Source organism: Streptomyces sp. NPDC051822 (genome assembly GCF_044452745.1).
GTDB lineage: Bacteria > Actinomycetota > Actinomycetes > Streptomycetales > Streptomycetaceae > Streptomyces.
In genome coordinates, this window is the sequence record NZ_JBITBZ010000010.1 from 314,912 (window position 1) to 328,339 (window position 13,428).

The 13,428-nt window shown below is 68.7% G+C and carries 11 protein-coding genes and 2 pseudogenes; 7 read left to right on the forward strand and 6 right to left on the reverse strand.

Going from position 1 to position 13,428, the window contains the following annotated elements; translation table 11 throughout:
- Nucleotides 1-158 precede the first annotated feature (158 nt).
- On the reverse strand, nucleotides 159-410 hold the full coding sequence (locus tag ACIA8N_RS28180) for a hypothetical protein (RefSeq protein ID WP_365787335.1): 252 nt from the start codon (nucleotides 408-410) through the stop codon (nucleotides 159-161).
- Between the two features lie 524 nt (nucleotides 411-934).
- On the opposite strand from ACIA8N_RS28180, the gene ACIA8N_RS28185 reads away from it, so the two are divergent.
- A complete protein-coding gene (locus tag ACIA8N_RS28185; protein ID WP_365787337.1) occupies nucleotides 935-1,480 on the forward strand; it encodes a hypothetical protein in 546 nt (181 codons plus the stop codon).
- Between the two features lie 746 nt (nucleotides 1,481-2,226).
- Here the strand turns inward: ACIA8N_RS28185 and ACIA8N_RS28190 are convergent.
- The gene (locus ACIA8N_RS28190; protein WP_365787339.1) at nucleotides 2,227-2,412 is read right to left on the reverse strand and encodes a CsbD family protein; all 186 of its coding nucleotides are present in this window, start codon (nucleotides 2,410-2,412) and stop codon (nucleotides 2,227-2,229) included.
- Nucleotides 2,413-2,696: 284 nt separating this feature from the next.
- On the opposite strand from ACIA8N_RS28190, the pseudogene ACIA8N_RS28195 reads away from it, so the two are divergent.
- The 4 genes and pseudogenes from ACIA8N_RS28195 to ACIA8N_RS28210 all read left to right on the forward strand — a co-directional run.
- A pseudogene (locus ACIA8N_RS28195) lies at nucleotides 2,697-2,897 on the forward strand (cold-shock protein); the annotation flags it as partial.
- A gap of 212 nt (nucleotides 2,898-3,109) precedes the next feature.
- Entirely contained in the window at nucleotides 3,110-4,342 is a 1,233-nt protein-coding gene (locus ACIA8N_RS28200) for a PP2C family protein-serine/threonine phosphatase (RefSeq protein WP_365787341.1), read from the forward strand.
- Between the two features lie 339 nt (nucleotides 4,343-4,681).
- Nucleotides 4,682-4,852 carry a hypothetical protein gene (locus ACIA8N_RS28205; protein ID WP_365787344.1) on the forward strand — a complete coding sequence of 57 codons (171 nt, stop codon included), beginning with the start codon at nucleotides 4,682-4,684 and terminating at the stop codon, nucleotides 4,850-4,852.
- Between the two features lie 507 nt (nucleotides 4,853-5,359).
- Nucleotides 5,360-5,749 (forward strand): VOC family protein, encoded by a 390-nt coding sequence (locus ACIA8N_RS28210; RefSeq protein WP_365787346.1) that lies wholly within the window; start codon nucleotides 5,360-5,362, stop codon nucleotides 5,747-5,749.
- A gap of 253 nt (nucleotides 5,750-6,002) precedes the next feature.
- Here ACIA8N_RS28210 and ACIA8N_RS28215 read toward each other — a convergent pair whose 3' ends face one another.
- Complete coding sequence (locus ACIA8N_RS28215) at nucleotides 6,003-6,725, reverse strand: VOC family protein (RefSeq protein WP_365787348.1); 723 nt, start codon at nucleotides 6,723-6,725, stop codon at nucleotides 6,003-6,005.
- A gap of 47 nt (nucleotides 6,726-6,772) precedes the next feature.
- Between ACIA8N_RS28215 and ACIA8N_RS28220 the strand changes: the two are divergent.
- Together ACIA8N_RS28220 and ACIA8N_RS28225 are read left to right on the forward strand one after the other, a co-directional pair.
- Nucleotides 6,773-6,859, forward strand: a pseudogene (locus ACIA8N_RS28220) (PadR family transcriptional regulator); the annotation flags it as partial.
- Nucleotides 6,860-7,335: 476 nt separating this feature from the next.
- Nucleotides 7,336-8,826 carry a right-handed parallel beta-helix repeat-containing protein gene (locus ACIA8N_RS28225; RefSeq protein ID WP_365787350.1) on the forward strand — a complete coding sequence of 497 codons (1,491 nt, stop codon included), beginning with the start codon at nucleotides 7,336-7,338 and terminating at the stop codon, nucleotides 8,824-8,826.
- 220 nt (nucleotides 8,827-9,046) lie between these two features.
- Here the strand turns inward: ACIA8N_RS28225 and ACIA8N_RS28230 are convergent, their stop codons facing one another.
- Genes ACIA8N_RS28230 through ACIA8N_RS28240 form a run of 3 tightly spaced genes read right to left on the reverse strand, consistent with a single transcriptional unit; the run spans nucleotide 9,047 to nucleotide 13,352 of the window.
- Nucleotides 9,047-10,483: a UDP-glucose/GDP-mannose dehydrogenase family protein gene (locus tag ACIA8N_RS28230; protein ID WP_365787352.1), complete on the reverse strand. Its 1,437-nt coding sequence runs from the start codon at nucleotides 10,481-10,483 to the stop codon at nucleotides 9,047-9,049.
- Between the two features lie 58 nt (nucleotides 10,484-10,541).
- Nucleotides 10,542-11,564 carry a UDP-glucose 4-epimerase GalE gene (gene galE / locus ACIA8N_RS28235; protein ID WP_365787354.1) on the reverse strand — a complete coding sequence of 341 codons (1,023 nt, stop codon included), beginning with the start codon at nucleotides 11,562-11,564 and terminating at the stop codon, nucleotides 10,542-10,544.
- Nucleotides 11,565-11,597: 33 nt separating this feature from the next.
- Nucleotides 11,598-13,352 carry a glycosyltransferase gene (locus ACIA8N_RS28240; protein WP_365787356.1) on the reverse strand — a complete coding sequence of 585 codons (1,755 nt, stop codon included), beginning with the start codon at nucleotides 13,350-13,352 and terminating at the stop codon, nucleotides 11,598-11,600.
- Nucleotides 13,353-13,428: the final 76 nt, after the last annotated feature.

Below are 13,428 nucleotides of genomic sequence, written 5' to 3' on the forward strand. Positions count from 1 at the left end.
CAGATCGTGCTGGGCTGGGGCTTCGTGCGGCGTCCCGCCGGCGTGCGTCCTCGCCTTGCGCGGTGCCGCGTTCGCGCCCCGGCTCGTCCTCGTGCGCTCTGCCACGTCTGCCTCCGTTGTCTTCCTCGGTCGTGTGGTCGGTCGGATCGCGTCGCGCGCTACAGCGACAGGTCGTCGCGCAGGGCACGCGCGCAGGCGGCCACGGCCTCGGCGGCGGCCTCCACGGTGTTCTTGCGGTCCTCGTCGTAGTAGCCGGCCACCACCATGTCGGGGAGCGCGGCCAGGACGATGCCCGATGCCTCGGCGCGCAGATACGCGAACGGCACCGCCCCGTCGTCGCCGACGTCGACCGCTTCCCGCTTCACGACCTCGTAGTCGACCCCGCCGATGGTCACCTTCGAGCTGGCCAACGCGCGCTGGCAGTCGGCCAAGGAGGACCCCGCGAGCGGCGCTCCCCGCCCGTGCAGGCCCCGCGGCCGCTGACGCGGGGCCCCTGCGTCGTAGGTGCGCGGACGGGCCTGCCAGCCCCCCAGCAGAACCGCGCGGACTCGCACTCCACCCGGCCAAGCCGTCCGGCGATCCCGTGGTGAGAAACGCCGGCTCTGCCCTCTGAAGCCCTCGATGAGCGAACAGCCGGCACCCGCCGGCACCGCCGCCCGGCAGCCGGAGCTGTGGTCCTGAGGTTCGGGGCGGGAGGGGTCATGGTTCCCGGTGCGCCGCGCACCGGGACACCGGGGCTGGGATGCTGAGAGCGAGGAAGCGCCGGGGTACGCACCGACCTGCCGGCCCGACGCCACCGGCCGCACCGGGCCACGTGGTCGGCCGGGCTCTGTCGGTCACCACAGCTGCCGATCGCGTCGAGGGCCGCGTTGCGAAAGGCCTGGCGTCGACGCTCCGGCCTGAGGTGAGGCACTGCGCCCGAAGGGAGTCAGGGGTGTCCAGAACCAGTACCAGTACCGGCCCGAGCGCGCCGCGCGGGACACGCCGAGCCGAGCGCCGTGCTGCGCGGCGCGCCCACGCGGACTACACAGGCGGCGTCTACGGATCCATGCTCGCCTCCTCCGTGGTGATCGGCGCCGGCTCCCTGGGGTCCTTCCCCCGCACCGAGCTGGTGCTGCTGCTGTTGCTCACCAGCGTGGTCTTCTGGATTGCGCACGTGCACGCCCAACTGTTCGGGGCACGCCTCGCGCGGGAGACACTGGACCGTCGGATCGTGCTGGGTGTGTGCCGCGAAGAGTGGCCGATCGTCAAGGCCGCCGTCCCGCCGGCCGCTGCGGTGGCCGTCAGTCCGCTCCTGGGCATGGACGTGAGCGGTGCCGTGTGGCTGGCTCTCTGTATCGCGGTGGCCGGTCAGGTGGGCTGGTCCATCGCGGCGGCACGCCGCGTCGGCGCCTCCCGGCGGCTGATGGCCGTCACCGCCTCGGTAAATCTGCTGCTCGGCCTGCTGATCATCGTTTTCAAACTCGTGATCACACATTGAGAACGCTTTTCGGTGGGATCTGGACGTATGGTCTGCGGTTCCCGAAGCGGGACTGGAGGAGACCTCGCAGAAGTACGCGTGCCTCAAATTGATGGTGTATTCCCGGGATCTCTACCAGGACGAGCCTTCGCGGGACCACACCGTCCATCTGCACGTCCCGAACCGGGACAGCGAGCAGATCTATCCCTGCGATGGTCCGCCCGGAGGCTTTTGCGGGCGTCACCCGGTGCAGGTGACCTGTCCAGCGGTGGAGGTCCCGGCTAGGAGTGCCCGGCCGATCATGTATGAGCGGCAGTGGGAACGGCGGTCTCGGCCTGCCTGCCGACGGTTAGAGGGGCCGACTTCACCCTGCCTGTGAATCGGCCACCTATTCGCTCAGCGAGCCAATGGACGCGGCTGCACGTTGCCTGCCTTTGGGGCTACGCGTCATGGAAATGCGGGGGCGATGCCCGTGACGTTATGCCGCATACGAGGTGTGACGCCGTTGGCCCTCACGAGGTCACCGGGCTGGGTTTCTCCAGCCGGTGACCGGGCACATGTCGGGGTCGTTCCACCTTGATCCGGTCGGAACGGCAGGCGGGGTGTCCCGCGCATGGCAATCCCGCTCGTTCTGGCCGTTCTCCTTTCCGTCCGGTGGCAAGACCCGGGTGCGGAGATGGAAATCGCCGCCGGCACAGAGCCTCGCGGTGTCGATGAGCTCGCCAGGCCGGCCGAACTCCGTGACCGAGGGGCCATTGGGGCGCGTGTCAGGGGTGGCCTCGCCTGAGCGAGTCCCTGATACCACGGGCGCGCTCACGGACATCTCGCACGGTTTCACTGACCTTGGATTTCGCCTGGTCGGTCCTGCCTTCCGACTCGAGCCTCCGGTCACCGGTGATCTTTCCGGCGACCTCCTTGATCTTGCCTTTGAACTTGTCTGCGGCACTGCTCATATCCGTGCTCCTCTTCGTCCGTTCCACCTGGTCTCGTACCGACACCGCACGCACTGTGGCGTCTACCGGATTCCATTCTGCGTCCTGGCACCCCGCAGGTGTCTTCCAGGCGGTGAAGGGCGGTGTCGTTTCCCGGGTAGGGCGGATGGCGACTGTGCGGCTCGGCTGGGTCCTCGTCGTGGTGTTGTTCCTCGGGCCCATGGCCCTGGTCCTCGGGCACGTCCCAGCGCCTCGGTGGTCTCCGCGCCGTGTGGGAGGCGTTCATCGACTGGAAGGCATGAGACATGGCTACGGGAACTGTGGAGTGGTTCAACGCGGTGAAGGGCTTCGGCTTGATCGCCCAGGACGGCGGTGGCCCGGACGTCTTCGCCCGCTACTCGGTGATCAACTCGACGGGCTTCCGTGAGCTCCAGGAGGGGCAGATGGTGACGTTCGACGTCGCCCAGGGCCAGAAGGGTCCCCTGGCGGAGAACATCACTCCTAGCTGGTCCGTCAGCCTCCCGTCGGCGGAACCGGGGCACCGGACTCAAGGCGCCGCTGCTCTGCGTGCCTCGGCTTGAGTGACCCCGGTGCGCCGCCAGACCTGTGGCCGACTCTCTGCGGGTGGATGATGTGTAGGTGAAGAGCCTGGTTGGTAGCGCCCACCCTGGCGGATCGCCGCGTCGGCGGGGGAGGGGCTTGTCGAAGGGACCGTGCGGTGAGCGATGGGCAGAGTGAGCTTCCCCGGCTTCTGACCGCGGCGGAGACGGCCGCGCCGGTGGAGGCCGTCGACGTCGTCGCGCGGGATCTGCAGCGGCGGTTCGAGGCCGTGGAGGTCTCCTTCCTCATCGTGGACCTGACGGGGAAGGCGGTGGCCCGGCTGTCCAGCACCGCTGTGGGGGAGAGCGGCCAGGAAGCGGAACGGATTTCCTTGCTCGGCAGTGTGTACGAACATGTGATCCGTACCCAGCGGCTGTACCAGGAGGCGACCCATCGCGGGCACCGCGTGATCGCGCCGGTCACCAACCGGGGGGACGCGATCGGGCTCCTGGAACTCCTTCTGCCGGCCGGACCCGGCGAGGACACCCTCACCGCGGTCGGGGAGGCCGCGCACGTCCTGGCCTACGTCGTGATCGCCAACGGCCGCTTCACTGATCTCTACACCTGGGGCAAGCGTTCCAGACCGCCCACCCTGGCCGCGGAGATCCAGTACCAGCTGCTTCCCCCGTCCCTGTCGTGCGAGGCGGCCCAGTTCACCCTGTGCGGGAGCCTGGAGCCCTCCGAAGACCTCAGCGGCGACACCTTCGACTACATCCTGGACCGCGACACCCTACACGTCTCGGTGACCGACCCCATGGGGCACGACATCGACGCGGCCCTGGCCGCCACCGTGCTGGTCGGCGCCTTGCGGGGCGCCCGTCGCGCGGGGGCCGGCCTGGTGGAGCAGGCTCATCTGGCGGACCAGGCCCTGACCGACCACGGTCAGGGCCACGCCACGGGGCAGCTGTTGCGCATCAACCTCCACACCGGGCGGGCCCAGCTCGTCAACGCCGGTCACCCCTGGCCCCTGCGACTGCGCCAAGGGGCCGCGAAGGCGATCACCTGCGAGGTGGACCATCCCTTCGGACTGTCCGTGCCCATGCCCCACCCCTACCGCGCCCAGGACGTCGACCTGCGCCCCGGCGACCGACTGCTCATGTTCACCGACGGCATGCTCGAGCGCCACGGAGAGCAAGTCGATCTCCTCGGCCTTCTGGAACGCACCCGGAACCTGCACCCCCGCGAGACCGCTCTGGCAATGACTTCAGCGGTACGGGACGCGGCCGGCGGCCGACTCGAGGACGATGCCACCGTGATGTGCCTGGACTGGCACGGTCCGCAGGAGACCCAGCGGCACGTCAGCTCCGGCGCGGACACCCACCAAGCCTCGGCCGACCGCCCGAAGCCGTAGGCCCGGCCGTACCGGCCGCGAAAGCGAACGCCGCAGAGCACGTGGTTGGATGGCGGCCGGACGGTGACAGGCGGGATGACGGCCTGTGCTTCTCCAAGCCGTACGGTACTGTCACCGCCCATCTGGCGGTGTGGTTCCCAGGCTTCTTGACATTGAGGGGGAGCCCCGGGCGAACGCCATGGAGTACGGCCTGGAGGTGACCGCGAGCCACGACGGCTCGGCCTGGTGCTGACGGCCCGGCAGTGAAGAACGGCTGCGGAGGGAATGGGGGTGGGCTGGGCCAGGCCGCTCAAAGCCGCTCCACAGGCCTCTTGTATGGTGCCTGCCGAGGGGGGCGCCATGCGTGATCAGGATTGGGACGACGACAGCGAATACAGGTCGGCCGTGAGACGCACGCGGATCACGATGGCAATCGCTTTGATCGTGACCCTGTTGGTGGCCGGGCTGGTAGCTGTCGGCATCTTCGGCATGGTGCTATTCGTGGACCTCGCTGGGGTTCTCAGCCGGTAGCTGTGCCCCTCTCGTGTCCCATATCAGGATGCCGTTGGTGGACTGCCGCACGTCCAGGTGCTGCATGCCCGAGGTGGAGTGGAACGCGGTGCCGAAGCACTCCGTGGCCGACTCGCCCGTGACCGGCAGCTCCCACCGCACGAGCGGCGCGGCTTGTGCTTCTTGGAACGCCCACGAAGTGCCTCGCAGAAATGGCCCGTGCACGGGCCGGATGGTCCGCTCAACGCACAACCGACAGCCCGACTGCCCGGGTACGCCCACTGAGCCGGCCTTCATCCATCCGGCCCGCGGCGACTGCGACACCCCCGTGCAACAGCAAAGGGGCAACAGAGCCGTGTTGCACCCCTGATTTGCGGAAGAACCCGCTCTGAGCTGGGGCTGGAGATTTCCGAACAGCACCGCCCCGGGCCTCAGGACGACCGCGACTACGATCTACGACGACATCGCGTGTCGGTCACCGGCTGGGTGAGGCATGGAGGTGTCGGGAGATGCCTTCGGAGGCATTCCTTGTCAGTCGAGTTGAACCACACGATCGTCCACGCCCGGGACAACCGGAAGTCCGCAGAATTCCTCGCGAACCTGCTCAGCCTTGAGATCACCGCCGCGTGGGGTCCGTTCATCGCGGTCGACCTGAGCAATGGCGTCACGCTGGACTTCGCTACGATCCCCGCGGACAGCATCACCCCCCAGCACTACGCCTTCTTGATCTCCGAGGAGCAGTTCGACGCGGCGTACGCGCAGATCGGACAGCGCGGCATCGAGCACTACGCCGACCCCCACCGGAAGCAGCCCGGCGCGACCAACTACAACGACGGCGGCCGCGGCGTGTACTTCATGGACCCGGCGGGCCACGTCATGGAACTCATCACTGTGCCGTACGGCGGCTGGACCCCGTAACAACATGCACCGAGGGCCGCACTCCAGCGCGGAGTGCGGCCCTCAACCGCTACCTGTGCCCCATGTGATCCCGGCCGGCGCCCTGCTGTGCATGCCCCGCCCCGGCAGGCGCCCATCAGCGCCAAAGGAAACAGCGAGGGCGTAGAGGCCGCGGATAGGGGCCAGCCCTCAGGCGCGAGGTGGCCGGACTGTCAGATGCGGTTCGGCACGCCATGGACCTCTCCGAACGACGGGCCAACGATCCAGCTCAGATTCACACCTCAAGCTTCGGCTCCGAACCCGCCAGGTCCTTCAGTCTCTCCAGGTCGCCGCTGACCGACTTCCTTTCCTCATCGGTGAGTTGGACCGCGGCGGCCTTCTCCAGCGCGGACACCGCCGTCGTCTCGTCACCGAGCCGCCCGGCCACGTCGCCGCGCAGGACGAGGAGGCGTACGAGTTGCGCGGGTGTCGGCCGCTCGCCCTCGAGACCGAGCACCCGGTCGATGATCTTCGCCGCCCCTGCTGGGTCCTCTTTGGAGTCGGCGAAGAGCGTGGCGTTGTGCAGCGCTCGCGCGAAGGTCTCCTTGGGGGCAGGCCGGTGGTGCAGGTCCTCGCTGGTGGGCTGCCCGACCCGGATGCAGTTGCCCCCGGGGTCGGTCATCAGGAACTGCCGCACCCCGTAGGACATGTCCTTGAGCGGCCCGATCCGCGGAATGCCCCGGCTCGGGATCTTCCCATACGCGGCCTTGAGCCCGGCCCGGAACGCCTCGTACAGCCCGTCCACGTCATCGGTGAGGACATAGCACGTGCTGTACGACTCGCTGGGCTCGTACTTCATCATGCCGAAGAACTGCAGCCCGATATCGCCTCGCTCGACAACCGCGAACGGATTGGGGCTCTTCTGCAGGAAGGTCACCTCGAAACCGAGAGCCGTGTAGAAGTCGATGACAGGCTGGATGGTCTGACACGGGAGCAAGGGGATCGTCTTTTCGGCCATACCCGCTACGCTAGTCAAACTTGATTAGAAGGGGAAGGGTTCTTTGCATGCCCGCGATCCGTCTCCTCGTCCTAAGTTCTGTCCGCCAGCGTGGCCGCGCGCACGGCTACCAGGTGCGCAACGACCTGGAGTACTGCGAATGACCGGTTCGAGCCCACGAAGAAGGTAAGACGGGCAACACCTGCCGGAGCCTCCACCCGGCAGTGAGGGGAAGGCCACACACCTCGCCGACGACGGATGCTCACCCGCTACCTTGAGGTCGCCAGTGGCTTACCGGCATGGGTGGAGAAGTGCGTGTGACTCGGATGCCACCTTCTTGTCGGCGTTTCGTGTGCACTGTTTCTGGCAGTGTGTTGCGTTATACGCCTGATGTGGCACGGGAACGTCCCAAGGGGAGTGCTTGAACACGGTGAAGCGAAGCCGTGCGGCGAAGGCAGCCGCTGGAGTCTCGGTCGCGGTACTGCTGCTGTTGACAGGATGCGACGTGCCGGGGGTCTACCGGCCGGCCCGTCCTGCCACCGGTGGTCCTTACACCTTCTATGTGAGCCCCGACGGTGATGACGAGAACGATGGTCTGTCCCCAGCGAAGCCCTGGCGGACTCTCGGCCACGTGAGCAACGTGCGCTTCCAGCCCGGCGACCGGCTGCGGCTCAAGGGTGGTGAGCGGTTCCGTGGCAGCGTGACCCTGGACAAGGACGAGGCGGGCAGCCGGACGAAGCCCGTCGTGATCGAGTCGTACGGCGTCGGCCGGGCCACGATCGCGCCACGGGGTACGTCCGGCATCACCGTGCGCAACACCTCCGGCGTCGAGATCAGGAACGTCTCGCTGGTCGGCGATCGAAAGGCGCTGAGAGAAGGGGTGGGGATTGCCTTCCGTAACAGCCTGGGCGGCCGTCGCCTCGATCACGTCCGCATCACGGACGTGGAGGCGAGCGGCTTCCAGAACGGGATCAGCCTCGGTGCGGAGAAGGGTGCCGTAGCGGGCTTCGGCGACGTGCGGATCGCCAACGTCTCCGTGCACCACAACCTCGAAGGCGGACTCGTCTTCTACGGACCCGAGTTCGATGTCGACCGCCCGGTCTACGCGCACGCGGGGCTACGGATCGAGCGGGTCAAGGCATACGCGAACAGTGGCGACCCGGAGAACGACGAACGCAACACCGGCAGCGGCATCACGCTCGGCAGCGTCCGGGATGCGAAGGTCATGCGCTCGGTGGCCCACGACAACGGTGCGAGGTCCTCGGCCGCCGCGGACGAGGGTCCCGAGGGCATCTGGGTGTACGACTCCACCCAGGTGATCCTTGAGAACAACACGGCGTACCGCAATCGCACCGGCTCGCGGGTCGACGGTGGCGGATTCGGCCTCGACAACAACGTGTCCGCCTCCGTCATGCAGTACAACCTCGCGTACGACAACGACGGTCCGGGGTTCCTCATCTACTCCGGCCAGGCGACCGGAGCCCACAAGAACAACATCGTCCGCTTCAACATGAGCTGGGACGACGCGCGGAAGCTGCCCGAGTACGGGGGCATCGTCGCGTACGGTTCCCGCCTGAAGAACCTGGATATCTACCACAACACGGTTGTGATGAGGACCGAAGGGCTGGCCTCGGTCGAAGCCGCAGAGGCCCGGCCCCCGGCTTTGAGGCTGCGCGACGGCATGCGGGGCGTGCGTGTCCACAACAACATTCTCGCCACCGACGGCGGTCCTCTGATCGAGGCCCAGTCGGCGTACGGCCCCAGCACGCTCAAGGTTCAGGGCAACGTCTACTACAGCAAGGGCGCCTGGTCCCTGGGATGGGGCAGTCGGCGTTTCACGGCGCTGGACGACTGGCGAGCCGCGTCCCGTCAGGAAATGCTCGGGGACGAGCCGACCGGCCTCAGCGAGGACCCGTGCCTGCCCGGTCTGATCGCCCCGACCACGGACGGGGCCGGGGCCCAGAATCTGGCGCCGCATTGCCAGGGCGAAGGTCCTATGGGCCTTGGGCCGCAGGCGATGGGTGTCGACGTGGGTCCTGTCGACTACTTCGGCAGCCGCGTCCCTCAGGCGCTGAAGGCCGGCGCCGCGCAGACGCGCCCCCCGGGCCGAACCGGACGCTGAGAGCACAGGACGCGGGCAGGTGCTCGGGGCGCACCGCGCTCCGAGCACCTGCCCGCCGATGCGTCGACGGCCGTGGGCGCACGAGAGGTGTTGCGGCAACCGTCGACGAGCGGGTTCGCCGTGCGGGACCGGCTGAGGTACGTGACGCGGACTGGCTCCGCCCTCCGCCCCGGCCGAGGGCCATGGACGAAGGGCGGATCCGGTGAGTGCGGGTGGGGGACTACGGCCTGCCGGTCGGCAGCGCCGTGGGCATGGCCAGGGCACGGATCGGCTCGGCGGCCGGAGACGCGATCGTGGCCTGTAGAGGATTTTTGGTCCGGGCATCCGACGGACGGTCTGAGTGCGCGGGGCGGCCCAGCGCCTTGACGGTCCATCCGGCGGCCCGCCACTCGTCGTGCGGGAGCGCGTTGCGTCCGTCGATGAGGACCGGCTCGCGGACCACGCGGGCCAGCTTGACCGGGTCCACCTCCCGGTACTCGCCCCACTCGGTGAGGTGGAGGACGATCTCAGCGCCTTGGCAGGCCTCCAGCAGGTCCGAGCCGCAGCGCAGCTCCGGGTGGGCGCGCCGCGCGTTCGCGGCGCCCTCCGGGTCGTGCACCCGGATGTCGGCTCCCTGCCTGTGCAGTGCCGCCGCGACGGCCAGGGCCGGCGAGTCGCGCACGTCGTCACTGTTCGGCTTGAATGTGGCGCCCAGGACGGTTACCCGGCGGCCGGTCAGGTCACCGCCGACCAGATGCCGGGCGAGTGCGACGGTCCGCGTCCGCTGGTGCTGGTTGATCTCGTCGACCTCGTCGAGGAAGTTCACCGCCGGGCCGACGCCGAGTTCCTGTGCGCGAGCGACGAACGCCCGGATGTCTTTGGGCAGACAGCCGCCGCCGAAGCCGAGACCGGCGTTCAGAAACCGCCGGCCGATCCGTGTGTCGTGGCCGAGTGCGTCGGCGAGGGTGGCCACGTCCGCGCCGGCGGCGTCGCAGACCTCGGCCATCGCGTTGATGAAGGAGATCTTCGTGGCCAGGAAGGAGTTGGCCGCGACCTTCACCAGCTCGGCCGTGTTCGGATCGGTGCTGATGTAGGGGACTCCCGCTTCCAGCATCACGGCGTACACCTGGCGCAGTGTCTCGTCGGCCTCCCGGCTGGTCACGCCTGCGACGAGCCGGTCGGGGCGCAGGGTGTCCTCGACCGCGAAGCCCTCGCGGAGGAACTCGGGGTTCCAGGCCACTTCCGCCCGTACCCCCTCCGGCGCAAGTCGCTCGATGCGGGCGGTCAGGCGCGCGGTCGTGCCCACCGGGACGGTGGACTTGCCGACGATCAGACACGACACGGGCAGGTATGGGACGAGCCCGTCGACGACGGCGTCCACGTACCGCAGGTCGGCGGCCTGGGAGCCGGGCTGCTGGGGGGTGCCCACACAGATGAAGTGGACCTCGCCGTGCGCCGCGGCCTCGCGCAGGCTGGTGGTGAAGCGCAGGCGTCCGGAGGCGAGTGCCGAGGTCAGTACGTCGTCGAGACCTGGCTCGTAGAAAGGTGTCCGCCCTTCAGAGAGGGCCTTGATCTTCTCGGTGTCGACGTCTACACCGAGGACGTCGTGTCCGATGCCGGCCATGCACGCGGCGTGCACGGCTCCGAGGTATCCCGTACCGATGACGGTCAACCGCATGTGGTGTTCTCCTGTCGGGGGAGGGAGGCGAGGAGACGGGTTCTGCGGGACCGGCGTCTCAGGAGGTGTAGCCACGCGGGTTTTGCTGCTGGAAGTTCCACGCGTCGCGGCACATCGAGGCCACGTCGCGTCGGGCGTTCCAGCCCCAGGCCGCGGAGACCTTCGCCGGATCGGCGACGAGTCGTGCGACGTCGCCGGGCCTGCGCTCGGTGACGCGGTACGGAATCGGCCTGCCGGAGGCCTCTTCGAAGGCGCGCACGAGCTCCAGGACGGACGCGCCGCGTCCGGTACCGAGGTTGAAGACCCGCATGCCGGGCTCGTCGTCGATGTGGTCGAGGGCGACGCGGTGCCCCTCGGCCACGTCGACGACGTGGATGTAGTCCCGTACCCCGGTGCCGTCGGGCGTGGGGTAGTCGGCGCCGAAGACGCTGAGCTCGTCACGTCGGCCCACGGCGATCTGGCTGAGGAGCGGCATGATGTTGTTCGGCACGCCGCGCGGGTCCTCGCCGAGCAGTCCGGTGGGGTGGGCGCCGGCCGGGTTGAAGTACCGCAGCGCCAGTACGCGCAGTTCGGGAACGTGCCGGCACAGGTCCGCGAGGATCTGCTCGCAGGTCCACTTGGTGGTGGCGTACGGGTTGGTCGGCGCGACCTGGGAATCTTCGGTCAGGGGGACGGTCGTCGCGTCCCCGTAGACCGAGCAGGACGACGAGAACACCAGCCGGTGGACGCCGTGGTCGTGCATCGCTGCGACGAGGGCCGTGGTGCCGCCGACGTTGATGTCGTAGTACGTGAGGGGGATCCGCACCGATTCGCCGACGGCCTTCTTCGCGGCGAAGTGGATCACCGCGTCGATCGGGTGGCTGGTGAAGGCGGTGTCCAGTGACCGCCGGTCACGCACGTCTCCGACATGGGCCGCGGCGATCGGGCGGCCCGCGATCTTCGCGACGCGGTCGAGGGATTCGGGGCAGCTGTTGGAGTGGTCGTCGAGCACGACCACCTCGTGGCCGGCGCGGAGGAGCTCGACGCAGGTGTGGCTGCCGATGAAACCGGCGCCGCCGGTGACCAGGACCGTCTGGGACACGGGAACCTTCTTTCTCTCACGGCCGTACGGCCGTCACCAGGCGTAGAAGCCGGTGAGGTAGGTGGGGAAGACGGCGACGGCGAGTGTCAGTGGAAGCAGGGACAGCAGGCCCGCGACGAGGGGGACCGCAGCTGTGCGCAGGGCACGGAAGGCGGGGGTCCCGGTCGCGCGAGCCGTCTCCTTGACGTGCAGCCCGCTGATCGCGAGCGTCACGGCGGTGTACGAGGCGGAACCCAGGATGCAGAGGAAGACGTAGCCGACGGCGGGGCCGGTGAACTGGCCGACCAGGGCCGATCCGGACAAGAACGTCGTGATCAGCAGGTACGGGGCGACGGTGCGCAGCGGGAGCCGCTCCAGGCCGTCGCGCTTCTTCGGGGTCACCTTGAAGGTGATCTGACGGGGCCGCAGCTTCTGTGTCACCGCGGCCAGCACGCCCCAGGCGACGTACGGCCAGCGGGACAGTCCGAAGAGCCAGATCTCCCAGCTGAAGACAGGGGAGTCCTTGGGGCGCAGCAGACCGCGGCGGCGGCAGAGGAGCGTCAGCAGGATCAGCCAGACGGACATGCTCCAGAAGTGCGCGAGGAACCCGAAGTAGTTGACATCGATCCAGGGGGCACCAGTGATCGCTGCGATCGGCGGCAGCAGGATGCCCGTGACGGTGGCCGCCGCGAGAAGCGGGTAGTACATCAGCGCCGCCCCGAACCGGATCCTCAGCTTGAGAGGCATCCGGCTCAGGTGGCGCGGCAGCATTCCCAGCAGCATCACGGCCAGGCTGCGAGACCACTGGAACTCCTGGGTGATCATCGCGCCGAAGGTGAGGGGGCCTTCGCCGCGCGCTTCCGCGTCGATCGCGAACGCACCCTGCCAGCCCGCCGAGGTGAGCAGGAAGGTGGTCGAGAAGTCCTCGGCGAGCTCGGGGCCGAGACCGCCGATGTCCCGCAGTGCCTGCGTGCGGACGGCGTAGTGCGAGCCGATGCACACCGGGGCGAGACCGGCGGAGTGACCCAGCTGCACGGGCCCGTGGAACATCGCCTCGCGCTGCAGTCGGCCCCGGGCCGCCCAGGACTCGCCGGCGTTGGCATCGCAGACGCTGGGCGCCGCGACATAGCCGATCGCGGGGTCGACGAAGGGACGGACAACCTCGGCGAGATACCGAGGGCCCGGAACGTGGTCGCAATCGAGCTGGGCCACCACGTCGTAGTGGGCGTAGCCCCAGTGGTCGTAGAAGAAGGCGAGGTTGCCCTCCTTGCACCGGGTGCGGCGTGGCCAGTCAGCCCTGTGGTAGTCGGGACGGTCGCGCCGGCAGGAGACGCCGACGCCGTGGACCCGGCACCAGTCGATGATCTCCTCGGTGGGGTCCTCGTCACACAGCCACACGTCGTAGGCGTACGGGTAGTGCTGACCGAGCATCGCCTCCAGAGTGGAGCGGACGATGTCCCAGCTCTCGGACGGGGCGCGGGTGACAACGAAGGCGGTACGCAGCTCCGGCACCTCGACAGCCGGGTCGAAGCGCCGCATGCGGAGCAGTGCGATGAGGAAGTGCACCGGCAGATAGGTCAGGTACAGCAGGAGAGCGCTGTTGACGATCAGGCCCGTCCAGCCGATGCGGTGGGACGGCTGGAGCCACCAGACCCAGAACCAGACCAGGCAGGCCGCCCAGCCCAGGGACAGCAGCACGACAAGGACGCGGTCGGAGGGGGAAAAGGCCCGCACGAAGCTGGAGGGGAGGGCGGTGAGCCGACGCGCCGGCCGGGCGAGCACCGGGCCGTCCGGACCGATGGAGGCCACCTCACCTTTCGACAGGGCTCGGATCTCCGTCCCCAGCGCATCCCATTCCTCGGGTGATCCGAGGGGCGGGGATGGC